Below are 16,169 nucleotides of genomic sequence, written 5' to 3' on the forward strand. Positions count from 1 at the left end.
TCACAGCACCGCGGCGCCCTCGATCAGCCGTTCGGCGTCGCGCAGATGCGCGACGCATTCCTGCGCCCGGCCCTGTTCCATCGCGGCGCGGCCCTCCGCCAGGACCGCCGCGATGCGCCGGCGCAGGTCCGCACGCTCGACCTGCTCCGCATCGTTCTCCAGCGCGATGAAGGTGGCGCTGTCGCAGACCTCCGTGCCGCCCAGCACGGTCGGGACGGAGGTGGCCTCCCGGGGCGTGAACTCCTCCAGCGCGCAGCCGGGGACGAGGATCGCGGCGAGAACGGCGAAGCAGTGCCTTGACGTCATGATTGGCCTCCCTTGCGTGCATCCCTCGGGGCATCGATGCCGTCTCCACCGACGGCGGCGGCCGTGCCGGCATCCGTCGGGGGAAAGCGGGGCGGGGCGCCGCCCGCGCTCCGGTCCTCGCGGTCCGCGCCGGCGGACGGAGCGACGTCGCGGATGATGAAGCCGCTTGCCGGGGCCGCGGGCATGCGGGAGAGGTCGATGCGAAGGTCCTGCTCCGGCACCGTGTAGCGCATCGCCCCGGTCAGCAGCCGCAGGGCCGTCTTCATCACGGCGATCGTGATCCATTCGCCGGCGCAGCGGTGGCCGGCATGGTGCTCTCCCGCCCCCTGGGGGACGAGGTCGAAGGCGGTCGGCTTGCGGCCGCGGAACCGCTCCGGCCGGAACGAGCCCGCATCCCTCCAGAGCCGCTCGTCATGGAGCGTTCCATAGAGGTCCAGCAGGACCCAGGCGTCCCTTTCGAAGCGGTGGCCCCGCCATTCGAACGGCGTCAGCACCCGTCCGCCCACCAGGGGAAAGAACGGATAGAAGCGGCGGACTTCCTGCACGAAGGCTTCCAGCGCCTCGTCGTCCACCCGGTCCGGTGCCCCCTCCAGCGCGCGCCGGTCTTCCGGATGCTCGTGCAGGGCAAGGGCCGCGAAGGTCACGTAGCGCGCCACCGCCACCGTAGGCCGCAGCACGTTGAGGAGTTCGACGGCTGCCGCGTCGGTGTCGAGCGGCCGGCCGTTCTGGTCGCGGTACCAAGCGATCAGATGGGTGGCGCTGCCTTCCGGAACGACGAGGTCGCGGGCCCGCACGGCGTCGACGATCCCGCGCGCCCACCGTTCCGTCCGCGTGCGCAGCAGCATGCCCTTCCAGTTCCGCGGCCCGACGGAACCGGCGCCCTCGACCATGGCCGCCAGCTCGCGCGTGCGCGCGGCCTCGTCGCTCGGGGAGAGGTCCAGGCCGGCCCACCGGCAGACGGCGCGGCACAGGATCGCCTGGACCTCGGCGCCCAGGACGATCGCCTCCATGCCCTGCCACCGGGGGATCTGGTTCCGCCAGTCGGTTTCCACCAGCCGCATCAGCCGCCCGACGGCTTCGGGCGACATCAGGGACATGAACATCGCCTTGCGCCGGCGATGGGCCTCGCCGTCCAGGGTCTGCACGCTGCCCCGGTCCTGAAGCAGCTTCAGTGCCGTCACCGGGATCGCGCCCCGGCGCGTGAAGCGGTCCGGCTCGTAGAAGACGCGGACCGCTTCCTCGCCGGTGATGCAGACGGCCGGACGGAGCATCAGCCGGGTCTCGAAGATGTCGGAGCCCAGCCGCCGGGCGCGGCTCGGGATGAACTCGTAGCCCTCCGAAAGCAGCGAGAGCGTGCTGTCGAAGGCGCGGTCGCGGGGGATCGGAGAAGACCGGGTCATGCCTGGACCAACACCCCGCGCGCCCGCCGGTTTCGGGCGAAAGGCGGATGTCGGCCGCCCCGGCTCAGGCCGGGAACAGGTTCTGCGCCAGGAAATCGACGAAGACCCGCAGCTTCGGCGACAGATGGCGGCTCGACGGCCACAGCATCCGGAACGTGCCCTCGTGGTCGACATGGTCGTCGAGCACGGTCGCGAGCGTGCCCTCCGCGAGCTGGCGGCGGATCGCGAAGTCCGGCAGGCAGGCGATGCCGAGCCCCTGTTCGGCCATGTAGATCAGGGGCTCGATCGTGTTGGCGACCGCGCCCGTCGGCAGGTCGACGTCCTTGCGCCCGCGGCGCAGCGGCCAGCGCTCCAGCTTGCCGTTGGTCGCGTAGCGGTGGTGCAGGCAGGCGTGGGCCTTCAGGTCGTCCGGCCTGCGCGGAACGCCCCGGCGCGCGAGATAGTCGGGCGACCCGACGAGGAGGAGCCGGAACGTGCCCAGTACGCGGCTCATCAGCCGCGAATCGCTGACCTCGCCCGCGCGCACCACGCCGTCGAAGCCCTCGTCGATCACGTCGACCAGCCGGTCCGTGAAGTCGAGGTCGAGCTCGACCTCGGGATATGCCCGCATGAACGCGCTCAAGGTCGGCATCATCAGCATGCCGGCGAGCGGCAGGCTGACGCGCAGCCTGCCGCGCGGCGCGCCCTGCGACTGCGCGAGTTCCAGTTCCGCCGCCTCGATCTCGCAGAAGATGCGTCGGCAGCGCTCGAGGAAGAGCGCGCCCTCCGACGTCAGGGTGATCGTGCGCGTCGAGCGGTGGAAGAGCCGCACGCCGAGGCGTTCCTCCAGCCGCGCGACCGCCTTGCCGATCGCCGACGACGATACCCCGAGCTGCCGCCCCGCGACCGTGAAGCTGCGGGCCTCCGCGGCCTGGACGAAGGCGTTGAGCGAGCCGAGACTGTCCATGCCCTGCACCTCGATTTCGGACCTGCAAGTCCGATGTGTTCCGAACTGTAGCGCAATTCTCCGCATCGCAGAATGATTTTACTTTGTCCGCCAATGCGGTAGCCGAGCCCGCTCCGGCGGGACGGGTCCGGTTGCCGGCACCGTCCCGAACCCTTTCCATAGGCGGCTTCATGACATCGACGACCACGCCCCGCGACGGCGCCGCGGACGCGGCCCGGGCCCCGGGTGCCCATGCGGCACCGGACCGTCTCCCCCTGGCCGGGCTGCTCGCCCTGGCGATGGCCTGCTTCATCACCGTGCTGACCGAGGCGCTGCCGGCGGGGCTGCTGCCGCAGATGAGCGGCGATCTCGGCGTCTCGGAACCGCTGGTCGGCCAGCTCGTCACCCTCTACGCCGTCGGCACGCTGGTCACGGCGATCCCGCTGACGGCGGCGACGCAGGGCTGGCGGCGCCGGCCGCTGCTGCTCGTCGCGATCGGCGGCTTCGCCGTCGTCAACACCGTCACGGCGGTATCGACGGACTACGCGCTGACGCTCGGCGCGCGGTTCTTCGCCGGCGTGTTCGCCGGGCTCCTGTGGGCGCTCGTCGCCGGCTATGCCGCGCGCATGGTGCCGGAGCACCTGAAGGGCCGCGCGATGGCGGTCGCCATGGTCGGCATCCCGCTGGCGCTGTCCCTCGGCATTCCGGCCGGGACCTTCCTCGGTGCTGCCACCGGCTGGCGTGTCGCCTTCGGCATCATGAGCGCGCTCACCCTCGTCCTGATCGGCTGGGTCCTCGCCACGATCCCGGACTTTCCCGGCCAGGCGGCGGGCAGGCGGCTGTCGATCGCGAAGGTCTTCATGCTGCCCGGCATCCGGCCGGTGCTGTTCGTCACGCTCGCCTTCGTGCTCGCGCACAACGTCCTCTACACCTACGTGGCTCCCTTCGTCGTCTCGGCCGGCCTGGCGGAGGACGTGGACGTCGTCCTGCTCGTCTTCGGCCTGTCCGCGCTCGCCGGCATCTGGATCACCGGCGTCCTGATCGACCGCTGGCTGCGCGAGCTGGTGCTCGCCAGCACTGTCCTCTTCGCGCTGGTGTCGGTCGCCCTCGGCCTGTGGGGCGGCGCTCCCGCCGTGATCTATGCCGGGGTCGGCCTGTGGGGCCTGGCCTATGGCGGCTCGGCGACGCTGTTCCAGACCGCGTCGGCCAAGACCGCGGGCGAGGCGGCCGACGTCGCCCAGTCGATGATCGTCACGGTCTGGAACGTCGCGATCGCCGGCGGCGGGTTCTTCGGCGGCATCCTCCTGGAGACGCTCGGCGCCGGCGTCTTCCCGTGGACCGTCCTTCTCGTCCTGGTCCCGACCCTGCTCGTCGCGTGGCGGGCGAAGGCCCATGGCTTTCCGCCGGCCGGGCCCCGCGATCCGGGGCTTTGAGCCGCAGGGCCGGATGCGCTAGGTTCGGCCACGCCTCCCCCTGGACCGAGACATGATGAGCGATCCCGGACTGCCCTCCACCGACCTGATCGGCCATGTCGCGGGCTTCCTGACGACCATCGCCTTCCTGCCTCAGGCGGTGAAGACGTGGCGCACGCGTTCCGCCCGCGACATCTCGCTCGCGATGTTCTTGTGCCTGTGCGCGGGCATCGTCCTGTGGCTGGTCTACGGGATCATGCTCGGCGCCTGGCCCGTCATCGTCGCCAACGCCGTCACCCTCGCCATCGCCTCGGTCATCCTCGTCTTCAAGCTGCGCTACGGATGACGCCGGCGCCTGCCGTGCCGGCCTAGATCCGCGCGTCCGCCTTGCCCGCGCCGTGGCGTGTCCAGAAGCGCTCCTCCGGCCAGCGGCGCTCCGAACGGTAGGCGGCCAGCCGCCGGGCCAGGTAGGTCCGGCGGATGCGGTCGAGCTGCGCGCGGTAGGCGTCCCGGTCCGGCGCAGCACCCTCCAGGGCCGCCCGCACCAGCTCCGCGGCCTTCATGCCGCCGTGCAGGGCCGACAGGATGCCCTGCGCCGAAACGGGGTCGAAGGACTGGGCGGCGTCGCCGCAGGCGACCCAGCCGTCCCCCAGGACCTCGTTCAGGCGGGCGCCGCAAGCCTCCGTCGCCCCCAGCGGCCGGTCGAAGCGCGTGCCGCCCATCAGGGCGAAGACGTGCCTGCTCTGCGCGAGCGCCTGTTCCCAGGCCTCATGGTCGCGGACCAGCGGCACGGCGTCGCGCGGATCGGTGTGGAAGCCGGCGACGGCATCGCCGGACGGCAGGCGCGCCGCGTACCACCACCCCCTCGGCACCGCCTCGATCAGGGTGCGGTTGGCCCGGAACGCGGGCGACGCCTTGCCCAGGGCGTAGACCGCGACCAGGCGCGCGTCCCGGTGCCGGACGGCGCCCAGCTTCCTCGCCACGGCGGCCCGCCGGCCCGTCGCGTCCACCAGCCAGCGGGCGCGGACGGTGCCGCCGTCGTCGAACCCGATCCGCCATTCGCGGCCCTCGCGGGCCAGCTCGACCAGATGCGCGGTCCGCAGGCCGGCCCCGGCGGCCGCCGCGGCCGACCTCAGCTCCGCATCGAAGCGGCGGCGGTCCAGGCGCCATCCCGGCCCGTCCGGGTCGCGCAGGAAGTCGGTCGCGACCGGCGCGTCGGCACCCCAGGCCGACAGGTTGCCGCCGATCGGCGCGTGCCCGCCGTCGCCCGGCGGGACCGGCAGGCCGAGTGCCCGCAGCAGGCGCGCCGCCGCGCCCGGCAGCGCCTCCCCGACCTTGTGCGCGTCCGGATCGATCCGGTCCGCCAGCAGGACCCGGTGCCCGGCGCGGGCGAGCTGGTGGGAGGCGACCGCGCCGGCCGGGCCGCCTCCGCAGACGACGACGTCCCACACTGGCCGTCGCCCCTCAGTCGGGGCGGCGGACGCGGACCCGGCGCCACGCCTGCAGCTGCTCCTCGTTCTCCCAGCCGGCCTGCTGCACGCGGGTCCGCGCGGGCGCCGGCGCCGCGGCGAGCCTGGCCGCCTTGGACGCCAGCGCCTTCACCCGCGTCGCCGCCAGGGTCTCGACATAGATCACCTCCGGGAAATCCGGGTCGTCCTTGAAGCCGGGCCTCGGCTCCACGATCCCCATCTCGGCGAAATGGGCCACCATGTCCATCATGGCGTCGACGGGGTCGGCGGGGAGCGCGCGCGTCCAGTTGGCCCGGGTGTTGTAGGCGGCGAGGCGCTCCTCGCGCGGCAGCTCGGTGTTCATCACCACCGCGTAGGCGTCCTCCGTCAGCACCTGGTCCGGCACCCGGGCCGGCCAGAAGGCCGGCAGGTACGGATCGTAGGCGGGGTCGTAGCCCGACCGGCAGAACGCCGTGTCGCCCTGCCAGGGCAGGGCCATCCAGCGGCTGAGGTAGCCCGGCCCCTGGGCGTAGAGCGGCCCGCCCGCCTGAAGCGCGATCTGCTGGGTCAGCTTCGGTCCATAGTCCGGCTCGGGCGCGCCGGCCGGGCGGTGGCGGATGCGGAACGGCTTCTCGTACAGGCTGGCGTGGCGCATCGGCCAGGTCATCTCGCAGCCGGGATGGAAGGCGTCCGCGAGGCAGAAATGGAGCGCGGCCTTGTCGAGCATGGCCGGCTGCCCGGCCAGCGGCACCTCGCTCAGCGAGCGTTCCGGCTCGGCGGACGGGTCCCAGTCGTTCACGAAGTCGCCCGCGGCCCAGCGCGCCAGCAGCGCCTGCTGGACAGAGGGAAGGGCGAGGTTGTTCCGAGGCGATGCCGTCGAGAAGGAGCCGTAGGCGTCGCCGTAGAGCCACGGCCAGAGGCGCGGCTCGTTCACCGCCGTGTCGTGCGGCCGGAAGCTGTTCACGAGGATGTGGCGCAGTTCCCGGTAAGGGTCGGCGCCGGTGACGGGGTCGGGCGCCCGGGCCAGCTTGGCCAGGAGCGCCGGGTCCTCGAAGTCCATCGGGCAGCCCTTGCCGAACAGGCTGGCGAAGCCCTGGTTGACCCATTGCAGGTTGCTCAGCCGCTCGAACAGCGGGAGGATGTCCTTGGCGAAGGACACCGTCTCCGGCATGGGCAGCCAGCCGCACTGCGTGTAGACGTCGACCAGCATCTCGTACATCGTGCGCCAGCCGACCGCGTCCGGCGCGTAGTTCGGCGGCGCCACCACGACCCACCCCGCCTCGACCGGGATCGGCTTCCCGTCGATGGAGACGCTGGCCGTCACCGGCCCGTCGGAGATGTCGTCGTACCAGTCGTTGGCGTTGTTGAAGCTGTCGCCGTCGGAGGGGATGTAGACCGGCGCGTCCGAGGGCGAGGCCGAGCGCCCGTGCCCGCCCAGCACGAGCAGGTTGCCCTGCTCGTCGGTCCGGACCTCGCCCAGCGGCACGGCGACCCCCTTGAAGGTGCCGGTGTCGAACCGGTGCTCGGCGCCGCCCGAGACGGAGCGCCCGGAGATGCTGCGCGGCCCCGGGTCGATCGCGAGCGGCTTGCGGTCCTTCACGTCCTTGTTCCGGCGCGGCACCGACATCGTCGCCGCCTCCGGGATGTCGAGCGCCGCCTGGAACTGGTACCACTGCGCCTTGCGGTTCGCGAGATGGACGGTCCAGCTCATGTCGGCGTCGTCCGGCGTCAGCTCGCGGACCACCTCGCCCGCGGCGTTGTACCCGTAGAGCCGGAAGCGCGCCGCCTGCCGTTTCAGCGCGCCGGTGCCGTCGCGGTAGCCGCCCTCGGGCGCCTGCGGCTTCAGCACCTCCGGGCCGACATAGTATTCCTCCGCGCTGTCGCCGATGCGCGCGACGCCGATCGCGGGATGGATGGCGGCGCGCACGATCACCGAATCGATGCCGGGCGCCGGCTGGATCGCGGGCTTGGGATGTACCGGCTCGCCGGTCGGCACGCCGTTGACGTCGCGCCGCTGCCGCGCGGAGGCGGAGTAGACCTCGCGCCGCGCGTCGGCGATCGAGCCCTGCGGCCGGTGCGTCTCGGTCACGCGCCAGATGTTCCAGGACAGGTTCTCGCCGTAGGCGGCCTGTCCGCGCGCGGTGACGTCCTGCTGCGGCAGGATCAGCTCGGCGACGACCTGCGGCGGGCTCTCCGCCTCGCTCCAGCGTACCGTCGCCTCGTTCAGCGGCATCGTTTCCGGATTGGTGCGGAACTGGACCGCGAAGCGGAACCGCACCTCGCCCTGCTTCAGCCGCGTCTCGAGATCGGCGGCGAGGTAGGTCGGATCGACCGGCGCCGTCGCGGGCGGCTCGACCCGGATCGTCGGCTCCAGCTTGTACTTCACGAACCGGTCCGGGCCGAAGGAGAAGGGCACGCCGCTCCAGTAGTCGGTGGCGAGCACGCTGCCGACCGGCTTCGCCATCTCGTCCAGCAGCTTGGACGTCCGCGGGTGCGCCTTCAGGTACGGCCCGTAGTCCCCGTTCACGACGCCCGCCTGGGTGAAGGCGCACATGTCGGCGGCCGTATCGACGAAGAAGACGTCGAAGTTCTGCAGGATGAAGTCGAAGGTCACGTCCTCGGGCGCGCCGAAGATCTTCTCGCCGGGCACGCCGAACAGCTTGATGCCGATGCCGCAGGTCGTCTTGTAGTCCCCGCGCGTGGGCAGCGTGTCGGAGGAGAAGCGCACCCAGCACGGGTATTCGGTGCCGGCGAACACGCCGACCTTCAGCGCGTCGGGCAGGCCGGGAAGGATGCGGAACGTGCCCTGGACGACGCCGTGGGGCTTCAGGAACACCGGACGCAGCGCCGGGCACTGCCCCTTGGCGATGCGCCCCGCCTGGACCATGCCGACGAACATCTCGACCAGCGACGCGATCGGGTCGGCCGCGCAATCGATGCGGGCGCCGCTCTTTTCGTCCGTTTCGGACACCATGTGGCTGCTCATGCGCTTTCGCTCCCTGCGGGCCGGCTTCGTGACACTTCTTCGCGCAAGATAATGTCCCAGTGTTTATCTAGTATTAATGGCATATGCATTCCGGATGAAATTCCGGCCCGGCCGGGGCTATCGCCCCGTGGGTTCCATCCGCCACGCCCCAAGGTCATCCGCGGGAACGAAGCGCATCGGCACGCCGTTGGGGACGCTCGGCCCGGCCGGAACGCCGAGGAGCGTCTCGTGCAGGACGCGGTACACGCCGGAATGGGCGACGATCAGGGCCGGCCACGGCCCGGCGGTCTCGGCCAGCGCCGCCAGAACGCGCCCGCGGAACGCGTCCGGGCCTTCTCCGCCCTCGGGCGTGGCCGAGCGCACCAGGACCGCACGCGGCTGGCCCTCCCAGGCGCCCCAGGCGCGTTCGCGCAGCCCCGCCAGCACCGTCACCTCCACGCCCAGCGGTTCCGCCACGATGGCGGCCGTCTCGTGCGCCCGCGACAGGGAGCTGGTCCAGATCCTGCGGATGCCGGCCCCGGCCAGGGCGGAACCGGCGTCCCGCGCCTGGCGCCGGCCCAACTCCGTCAGCGGGGAATCGAGATGGCCGGCGATCGTGCCGGCCCGGTTCGCCACCGTCTCGCCGTGGCGCAGGAAATGGAAGGGACCGCCGAAGAGCGGGATGTCGGGCCTCGCGGCGGATGTCACAGCGCCACCACCCGGTCCAGCAGGACGGCGGCGGGCGCGAAGCTGCGGCGCCAGGCCTCCAGGTGCCGCGCGTCGCCGAAGGCCGGGACGACCCGGCGCGCGCCGGTCGCCCGCACGAGGGCGGCGTTGTCCGACAGCCGGGGATGGACGTTCCAGCGGCAGAAGACGGCGCGGCTCTCGCTCACCAGCCGCTCGGCCGGCGTGCCGCGCCCGACATGCCCCGTGAAGACGATCGCCGGCCCGCTTGCGCCGCGCGCGCGTTCGGCCAGGACGGCCGCAAGGCCGGCGGTGGCGTTCGGCTTGGCTGCCAGGATCACCCCCGCGGGCGGTCCGGCCGCTTCGGCGACCCGGGCCTCGGCGCGCAGCCGCTCCAGCCCGGCCACGGCCTCGTCGCGGACATGGGGACGGTCGGGGCCGAGCAGGCGCTCCACCGCCTGCCGGTTGGCGGCATCGAGCGCCGGCGCGGCCAGGCCGGACGCGAGAAGGTGGAGCGCGATCTCCGGCCCCCGCCCGCCGGCCGGCACCGGCAGCAGGACGGCGGGGGCGCGCAGCCACGGCGCCAGTGCCGCCATGCAGTCCAACAGCGGCGCGTCGTAGGCGCCGTAGGAGGCGTCCAGCACCACGGTCGCGGCCGGGGGCGGCGGGTCGAAGGCGTAGAGCATCGACTCCACGCACGCGTCGCCGAGATAGAGGAAGCCGTCCCCGACGTCGAGGTGCAGCCAGACGCCGCCCGGCGCATGGCCGGACCTGCCGGTCCTCAGCCTCAGGCCGAGCAGGTCCACCTCGCCCCGGGAGGGCAGGGGACGCCCGTCGACGGCGTGCTCCAGGCGTTCCAGGACGCCGGGCGTGGCATGCACGGGCGGGGCGCCCAGCAGGGAAAGCAGGTGCAGGCCGCCGACATGGTCGGGATGGCCGTGGCTCAGCACCACGGCATCGACCCGCCCGACCGCCCCGACATCCGGGAGGAGCCCGGCATCCGGCCCCTCGCCCAGGTCGAACAGGACCCGCCGGCCTTCGGCCTCGACCAGGAAGCAGGCCGGCCCCTTGCGGCCGACGCCGGAGATGGCGACGAGCCGGGCGGCACTCATGCCGGCAGCAGCCAGCCGTCCAGAACGCGCAGGCCGACCCGGCTGCCGGGCGGCGGCGGCTCGCCCCCGGTCTCGACGCGCAGCTCGCAGGTCTGCGGGCCCGCCTCGGGCACCACCGTCACCTGCGTCGTCGCTCCCTGGAACGCCGCCGCGACGACGCGTGCCGGCACCGACCCCGCGGCGGCGTCCTCGCACAGCGCGAGGTCGCCCGCGCGCAGGCACAGCTCGCGCGTCTCGCCCGGCCGTCCCGATCCCCGGACCGGCACCCCGAGCCCCCAGAGATCGACGATCGCGGCGTCGCCCCCGTTGGCCCGGACGGTGACCGGCACCAGCACGCCGCGCCCGACGAACCGGGCGACCATGGCGGTCGCGGGGGTGCGGAACAGGTGCCGCGGCGCTGCGACCTGCACGACCCGCCCGCCGTCCATGACCGCGATCCGGTCGGCGAGCGCCATCGCCTCGGTCTGGTCGTGGGTGACGTACACGAAGGTCGAGCCGATCTCCCGGTGGAAGCGCCGGAACTCCGCCAGCATGGTCTCGCGCAGATTGGCGTCCAGGTTCGCCAGCGGCTCGTCCAGGAGCACGACGCGCGGGCGCATGGCCAGGCAGCGCGCGAGCGCCACGCGCTGGCGCTGCCCGCCGGAGAGCTGCTGCGGCCGGCGGTCCGCCAGCCCCGACAGCCCGACCAGGTCGAGCGCGTCGCGCACCCGCCGCTCCCGCTCGGCGCGGGGCAGGCGCCGCACCTTCAGCGCGTAGCCGACATTGTCCGCCACGCTCATATGCGGCCACAGCGCATAGGACTGGAACACCATGCCGATGCCGCGCCGCTCCGGCGGCACGTGCCGGCCGCCCTCGGCGACGAGGTCGCCGCCGATGCGGATGCGGCCCTCGTCCGGCGCCTCGAAGCCGGCGACCAGGCGCAGCAGCGTCGTCTTTCCGCACCCCGACGGCCCGAGGAGCGCCAGGAACTCGCCGTCCTCCACGTCGAGCGTCACCGCGTCCACGGCCGGCACCGGGCCGAAGCGGCGGGTGACGCCGTCCAGGGTCAGGCCCGCCATGGCACCACCCCCTCCGGCAGCCGCCGTCCCAGCGCTCCGGCGGCGAGCGCCAGCGCCAGGGTCACGGCGATGCTGACCGTCGCGACCGCGGCGGCGGCCGGGGAATTCCCCTCGTAATGCAGTGCGAACACCATGACACCCAATGTCTCGTTGCCGGTCGACCACAGCAGGGCGGAGACCGTCAGCTCGTTGAACGCCGTCATGAAGACCAGGAGCGCCCCGGCCGCGGCCGAAGGGGCCGCAAGCGGCAGCACGATCGTGAACAGGCGCCGGAACAGCCCGGCGCCCGCCATGCGGGCGGCCTCCTCGACCCCGCGGTCGATCTGCTCCACCCCTGCGAGCGTGGGCCGCAGCGCGAGCGCCAGGAAGCGGGCGAGATAGGCCGCCAGGATGATCCAGGCCGTCCCGTACAGGCTGACCCCCAGCAGCGGCAGCGGGCGCAGGAAGACCAGGATCGCGGCGATCGACAGCACGATGCCGGGGATCGCATAGGGGCCGTCCGCCACCAGGTCGAGGATGCGGGCCACGCGGTTGCGGCGGAACACCGTCAGATAGGCCAGCGGCACGCTGACGGCGGCGCTCGCCGCGGCGGCCGTGGCGGCCAGCACGAAGCTGTTGGCGAAGGCGCGGCGCACGGCGTCCTGCTGGAACAGCGCGAAGCGGAAATTGTCGAGCGTCGCCGTGCCGGGCCCGATCGGCACGCCCAGCGCCGGCACCAGGGACGTCGCCAGCAGCGCCAGCAGCGGCAGCACCGAGACGGCCAGCAGCAGGGCCCACAGCGCCGCCTCCGCGGCCGGCCGCGCGCGGCCGAGGCGGAACGGCTCGACCGGGGCGCCGGTCCGCTCGCCCGTCGTCCGGCCGCGCGCGGCCGCGGCGGCCCGGGCGGCGAGGCCGATCGCGGCGAGCGCCGCCAGGATCAGGGCGAGGGCGGCGACCTCTCCCAGCACCGAGGGGCCGAAGCCGTTCAGGCGCTGGTAGATCAAGGTGGTCAGCACGGGATAGCGGCCGGGAATGCCGAGCAGCGCCGGCACGCCGAAATTGCCGATCGAGGAGACGAAGGCGAGGGCGGCGCCGGCGAGGATGGCGGGCCGCAGCAGCGGCACCAGCACCGTCGCCGTCACCCGCAGCGGCGACGCGCCGGCCAGCCGCGCCGCCTCCACCAGGTCGCGCGGCAGCGCGCGCAGCCCGGCGCGCACGGCCAGGAACACGATGGTCGCGTGCTCGACCCCCATGACCAGGATCACGCCGGACGCGGAATACAGCGGGTTGGCGGTGCCCGGTGGCGGCGCCAGGCCGAGCGGGCCGAGGATCGGGCTGCCCGGGCCCATCAGCTCGAGCCAGGCGAGCGCCGTGATCTGGGGCGGGATCAGCAGCGGAAGCAGCAGCAGGAAGACGATCGCCGGCTTGGCGCGGACGTCGGTGAGGCCGACCAGCAGCGCGGTCCCGGTGCCGATCGCGAGGGAGACGAGCGTGGCGCCCAGCCCCGCCTCGATCGTGTTGCGCAGGGCCCGCAAGGTCGCGCGGCCGCTCCACACCTCGGCGAGCAGGCTCGACGCGTCTCGTCCCTCGACCAGCAGGACCTCGGCGAACAGGCGCAGCATCGGCCACAGGGCGAGACCGCCCACATAGACCAGGAGGGCGGCGACGAGCAGCGTCTCCGCGTCCGCGAGGGCGCGGATGGGGCGCCCCCCGGCGGGGGCGCCCGTCCATGCGCCGTCAGCCGCCGAAAAGGTCGGCGAACTTGCGCTTGGTCTCATCGTCCTGCTTCAGCAGAAGCTGCGGGTCGGCTTCGATGAACTTCAGCGCGGACAGCGCCGGATACCCCTTGGGCGGAGCGACGTCCGGCGTCGCGGGGTAGTAGCCCTGCCGGACGGACTGGCTCTGCGCCGCCTCCGAGAGCTGCCAGTCCACGAACGCCTTGGCGGCCTCGGGGTTGGACGCGGTCTTCAGGATGCCGACGGGCTGGGTGATGATGGTGACGCCCTCCTCGGGCGCCACCCAATCCACCGGCGACCCCTTCTCCTTGGCGTTCAGCGCCATGTACTCGATGATGATGCCGTAGGCCTTCTCGCCCCGGGCCACCGCCTCGACGACGGAGCCGTTGCCCTTGCCGGCGACGGCACCGCCCTCGGCCAGCTTCTCGTAGTAGTCCCAGCCGAATTCCGGCTGCTGGACGACGGTCCCGACATGGATCGCCGCGGCCCCGGAATAGAGCGGGCTCGGCATGATCAGCGAGGAGGCCGCGTCCTCGGCGAGGAGGTCGTTCCACGACCGGGGCGGCTGCTGCACGAGGTTCGTGTTGTAGATGATCCCCGTGGTGATCAGCTTGGTGCCGAAGAAGGTGCGGTCCGGGTCGATCAGCGCCTCGGGCGTAGCACCCGCCGCCGCGTCCGCATAGGCCATCAGGCGGCCGTCGTCCTTTAGCTGCGTCATCGCGACCGCATCCGCGATCAGCAGGACGTCCGGCTTCGGGTCGCCGGCGGCGAATTCGGCCTGGAGCTTGTTCATCACCTCCGTGGTGCCGGAGCGGAACAGCTCCACCTCGACGTCGGGATGGGCCTCGTTGAACGCCGCGATCACCTCGGCCATCTGCTCGGTCGGCTGGGAGGTGTAGACGGTCAGCGTGCCCGAGGGCTGGGCATGGGCGGGGGCTCCCGAGGCGAGCGACAGGGCCACGGCACCAAGGGCGAGGGATCTGCGGAACCGCATCGTCTCGGTTCTCCATCTGCGTTGCTGGGCTGCGTTGCCGGACGGTCGTCCGGCGCCGGCGGCAGGCATCGTGCCGACCGGCGAACCGTTAGCAGAAGATTGTTACGGTTTCGGGATGCCGCAGACGGTCGTGTGGGCCCGCGGCCTTACGCGGCGGGGCGCCGCGTGGTCGCGAGCATGACGCCGAAGGCGATCATCGTGCCGCCGCTGACGCGGTTGAACCACGTGAAGGCCGTGCCGCGCAGGAGGGAGCGCAGCCGCGAGCCCGCCACCGAGTAGGCGGCGATCGCGACCACTTCCAGCAGCAGGAAGGCGGCGCCCAGGACGGCGAAGCTCGACGCGTAGGACGCGGGATCGACGAACTGCGGGAAGAAGGCCGTGAAGATCAGGATGGCCTTCGGGTTGCCCGCCGCGACCAGGAACTCCTCCCGCGCCATGCTCGCGACCGACCGCGGGGGATGCCCGTCGCCGTCCATCGGCACGACCGGCGCCTTCGAGCGGAACAGCTTCACCCCGATCCACACCAGATAGGCGGCGCCGGCCCATTTGACGGCCGTGAACACCGCCTCCGACGCCATCAGGATCGCGCCGAGCCCCAGGCCCGCGATCGCGATCATGATCGCGAAGGCCGCCAGCCGTCCCGAGGAGGCGAGGACGGCCGGCGCCACGCCGACCCGTGCGCCGTTGGTGAGCGACAGGAGGTTGTTGGGCCCGAACGCCATGTTGAGCGCGAAGCAGGCGGGCAGGAACAGCAGGATGGCGTGGAGCGACATTGGCGGGTCCGTCCGGTGTGGCGTCCCGCGAGGTTACCGCTGTTCGCGCGGCCATTCATTCCGATTCCGCTGCCAGGATCGAGCGCATGCCGCCCGCATCGATGCTATCGTGGGATGTGGTCCATGCGGCAGGAGGAGCGGGGGATGGACGGGACCGTGGTCGAACCGGTCGGCAGCCCGGCGGCGCCGGCGGGGCCGGCAGGGCCGGCGGCGAGTGGTGCGCTCGCACGCGCCGTGTGCGTCGCGGATCTGCGCCGCCTCGCCCGGCGGCGCCTGCCGCGGGCGGTGTTCGACTTCATCGACGGTGGTGCCGGCGACGAGCGGACGCTGCGGGCCAACGAGGAGGCCTTCGCCGACTGGCGTCTCCTTCCCCGCGTCGCGGTCGACGTCAGCCGCCGCACGGCCGGGACCGGCATCCTCGGCCATGCGTCGCGCCTGCCGCTCGTCCTCGCGCCGACGGGGCTCGCCGGGCTGTTCCATCCCGACGGGGAGGCCGCGGCGGCCCGGGCGGCGGCGGCGGCCGGCGTGCCGTTCTGCCTGTCGACCAACTCCGTCGCCTCGATCGAGGAGGTGGCCGCCGCCGCGGGCCGGACGGAACGATGGTTCCAGCTCTACTTCCTCAAGGACCGGGACTGGATGGCGTCGCTCGTGAACCGCGCGCGTGCGGCCGACTACCGCGTCCTGTGCGTCACCCTCGACCTTCCGATCACCGGCCGGCGCGAGCGCGACCAGCGCAACGGCTTCACGATGCCGCTGCGCCCGACCCCCCGGAACCTCCTGGACCTGGCGCTGAGGCCGCGATGGCTGCTCGGCGCGCTCCGCTCCCCGGTGCGGTTCGGGAACTTCGAGGGACTGGCGCCCTCCGGGATCACCAGCGTCGCCAGCCACGTCGCGACGCTGTTCGACCCATCGGCGACCTGGGACGACGTCGCCCGCCTGCGCGACGCCTGGCCGGGCCCGGTGGTGGTGAAGGGCATCCTCCATCCCGACGACGCGGTCCGGGCGGTGACGCTCGGCGCCGACGCGGTGATCGTCTCGAACCACGGCGGCCGGCAGCTCGACCAGGTCCCGGCCTCTCTCGAGGCCCTGCCGGCGGTCGTCGGCGCGCTCGCCGGCCGGGCCGAGGTGATCCTGGACGGCGGCGTGCGCCGGGGGACCGACGTCCTGACCGCACTGGCGCTCGGCGCCTCGGCCTGCATGATCGGTCGCGCCTTCCTGTGGGGCCTGTCGGCCGGTGGGCAGGCCGGGGTCGCGCGCACGCTGCGCATCCTCGCCGACGAGATCGACACCGCGATGGCGCTGCTCGGCGTCGACACGGTCGCCGCCCTCGGCCGCGATCATCTGCGCCCGGCCGGGCGCACCGGCTACGACGACAGC

14 protein-coding genes are annotated in these 16,169 nt (G+C 73.0%); 3 read left to right on the forward strand and 11 right to left on the reverse strand.

The window, feature by feature from the left end; genetic code table 11:
• The 3 genes from VGO20_RS03935 to VGO20_RS03945 form a co-directional block, all read right to left on the reverse strand.
• Nucleotides 1–306, reverse strand: a complete 306-nt coding sequence (locus VGO20_RS03935) for a hypothetical protein (RefSeq protein WP_327500987.1) — start codon at nt 304–306, stop codon at nt 1–3.
• Nucleotides 303–1,706: a cytochrome P450 gene (locus VGO20_RS03940; protein ID WP_327500988.1), complete on the reverse strand. Its 1,404-nt coding sequence runs from the start codon at nt 1,704–1,706 to the stop codon at nt 303–305. The genes VGO20_RS03935 and VGO20_RS03940 overlap by 4 nt, the downstream gene beginning before the upstream one ends.
• A gap of 64 nt (nt 1,707–1,770) precedes the next feature.
• Nucleotides 1,771–2,652, reverse strand: coding sequence for a LysR family transcriptional regulator (locus VGO20_RS03945; RefSeq protein WP_327500989.1), 882 nt, complete (start codon nt 2,650–2,652; stop codon nt 1,771–1,773).
• A 170-nt stretch (nt 2,653–2,822) separates the two neighbouring features.
• On the opposite strand from VGO20_RS03945, the gene VGO20_RS03950 reads away from it, so the two are divergent.
• Together VGO20_RS03950 and VGO20_RS03955 are read left to right on the forward strand one after the other, a co-directional pair.
• Nucleotides 2,823–4,064, forward strand: a complete 1,242-nt coding sequence (locus tag VGO20_RS03950; RefSeq protein WP_327500990.1) for an MFS transporter — start codon at nt 2,823–2,825, stop codon at nt 4,062–4,064.
• Nucleotides 4,065–4,116: 52 nt separating this feature from the next.
• Entirely contained in the window at nt 4,117–4,389 is a 273-nt protein-coding gene (locus tag VGO20_RS03955; protein WP_327500991.1) for a SemiSWEET transporter, read from the forward strand.
• A 22-nt stretch (nt 4,390–4,411) separates the two neighbouring features.
• On the opposite strand, the gene VGO20_RS03960 is transcribed toward VGO20_RS03955, so the two are convergent.
• The 8 genes from VGO20_RS03960 to VGO20_RS03995 all read right to left on the reverse strand — a co-directional run bounded on the left by VGO20_RS03960 (nt 4,412) and on the right by VGO20_RS03995 (nt 14,792).
• Nucleotides 4,412–5,494 (reverse strand): NAD(P)/FAD-dependent oxidoreductase, encoded by a 1,083-nt coding sequence (locus tag VGO20_RS03960; RefSeq protein WP_327500992.1) that lies wholly within the window; start codon nt 5,492–5,494, stop codon nt 4,412–4,414.
• Nucleotides 5,495–5,507: 13 nt separating this feature from the next.
• On the reverse strand, nt 5,508–8,477 hold the full coding sequence (locus VGO20_RS03965; protein WP_327500993.1) for a LodA/GoxA family CTQ-dependent oxidase: 2,970 nt from the start codon (nt 8,475–8,477) through the stop codon (nt 5,508–5,510).
• A gap of 117 nt (nt 8,478–8,594) precedes the next feature.
• Nucleotides 8,595–9,164, reverse strand: coding sequence for a histidine phosphatase family protein (locus VGO20_RS03970; protein WP_327500994.1), 570 nt, complete (start codon nt 9,162–9,164; stop codon nt 8,595–8,597).
• Nucleotides 9,161–10,252 carry an MBL fold metallo-hydrolase gene (locus VGO20_RS03975; RefSeq protein ID WP_327500995.1) on the reverse strand — a complete coding sequence of 364 codons (1,092 nt, stop codon included), beginning with the start codon at nt 10,250–10,252 and terminating at the stop codon, nt 9,161–9,163. The genes VGO20_RS03970 and VGO20_RS03975 overlap by 4 nt, the downstream gene beginning before the upstream one ends.
• Nucleotides 10,249–11,310 (reverse strand): ABC transporter ATP-binding protein, encoded by a 1,062-nt coding sequence (locus VGO20_RS03980; RefSeq protein WP_327500996.1) that lies wholly within the window; start codon nt 11,308–11,310, stop codon nt 10,249–10,251. Before VGO20_RS03980 ends, VGO20_RS03975 begins: the two co-directional genes overlap by 4 nt.
• The gene (locus VGO20_RS03985) at nt 11,298–13,067 is read right to left on the reverse strand and encodes an ABC transporter permease (RefSeq protein WP_327500997.1); all 1,770 of its coding nucleotides are present in this window, start codon (nt 13,065–13,067) and stop codon (nt 11,298–11,300) included. Before VGO20_RS03985 ends, VGO20_RS03980 begins: the two co-directional genes overlap by 13 nt.
• Nucleotides 13,027–14,019: an ABC transporter substrate-binding protein gene (locus VGO20_RS03990; protein ID WP_327500998.1), complete on the reverse strand. Its 993-nt coding sequence runs from the start codon at nt 14,017–14,019 to the stop codon at nt 13,027–13,029. The genes VGO20_RS03985 and VGO20_RS03990 overlap by 41 nt, the downstream gene beginning before the upstream one ends.
• Nucleotides 14,020–14,165: 146 nt before the next feature.
• Entirely contained in the window at nt 14,166–14,792 is a 627-nt protein-coding gene (locus VGO20_RS03995; RefSeq protein ID WP_327500999.1) for a LysE family translocator, read from the reverse strand.
• Nucleotides 14,793–14,936: 144 nt separating this feature from the next.
• On the opposite strand from VGO20_RS03995, the gene VGO20_RS04000 reads away from it, so the two are divergent.
• A partial coding sequence (locus VGO20_RS04000; RefSeq protein ID WP_327501000.1) for an alpha-hydroxy acid oxidase occupies nt 14,937–16,169 on the forward strand: 1,233 nt, incomplete at its 3' end.

It is taken from the genome of Arenibaculum sp. (genome assembly GCF_035998295.1).
Taxonomy (GTDB): domain Bacteria; phylum Pseudomonadota; class Alphaproteobacteria; order Azospirillales; family Azospirillaceae; genus DASYHS01.

What these genes read in the sequence shown, in the direction of transcription:
- VGO20_RS03935 (WP_327500987.1), bottom strand. Translation starts at nt 306, where the DNA reads ATGACGTCAAGGCACTGCTTCGCCGTTCTCGCCGCGATCCTCGTCCCC.
- VGO20_RS03940 (WP_327500988.1), bottom strand. Translation starts at nt 1,706, where the DNA reads ATGACCCGGTCTTCTCCGATCCCCCGCGACCGCGCCTTCGACAGCACG.
- VGO20_RS03945 (WP_327500989.1), bottom strand. Translation starts at nt 2,652, where the DNA reads ATGGACAGTCTCGGCTCGCTCAACGCCTTCGTCCAGGCCGCGGAGGCC.
- VGO20_RS03950 (WP_327500990.1), top strand. Translation starts at nt 2,823, where the DNA reads ATGACATCGACGACCACGCCCCGCGACGGCGCCGCGGACGCGGCCCGG.
- VGO20_RS03955 (WP_327500991.1), top strand. Translation starts at nt 4,117, where the DNA reads ATGATGAGCGATCCCGGACTGCCCTCCACCGACCTGATCGGCCATGTC.
- VGO20_RS03965 (WP_327500993.1), bottom strand. Translation starts at nt 8,477, where the DNA reads ATGAGCAGCCACATGGTGTCCGAAACGGACGAAAAGAGCGGCGCCCGC.
- VGO20_RS03975 (WP_327500995.1), bottom strand. Translation starts at nt 10,252, where the DNA reads ATGAGTGCCGCCCGGCTCGTCGCCATCTCCGGCGTCGGCCGCAAGGGG.
- VGO20_RS03980 (WP_327500996.1), bottom strand. Translation starts at nt 11,310, where the DNA reads ATGGCGGGCCTGACCCTGGACGGCGTCACCCGCCGCTTCGGCCCGGTG.
- VGO20_RS03985 (WP_327500997.1), bottom strand. Translation starts at nt 13,067, where the DNA reads ATGAGACCAAGCGCAAGTTCGCCGACCTTTTCGGCGGCTGACGGCGCA.
- VGO20_RS03990 (WP_327500998.1), bottom strand. Translation starts at nt 14,019, where the DNA reads ATGCGGTTCCGCAGATCCCTCGCCCTTGGTGCCGTGGCCCTGTCGCTC.
- VGO20_RS03995 (WP_327500999.1), bottom strand. Translation starts at nt 14,792, where the DNA reads ATGTCGCTCCACGCCATCCTGCTGTTCCTGCCCGCCTGCTTCGCGCTC.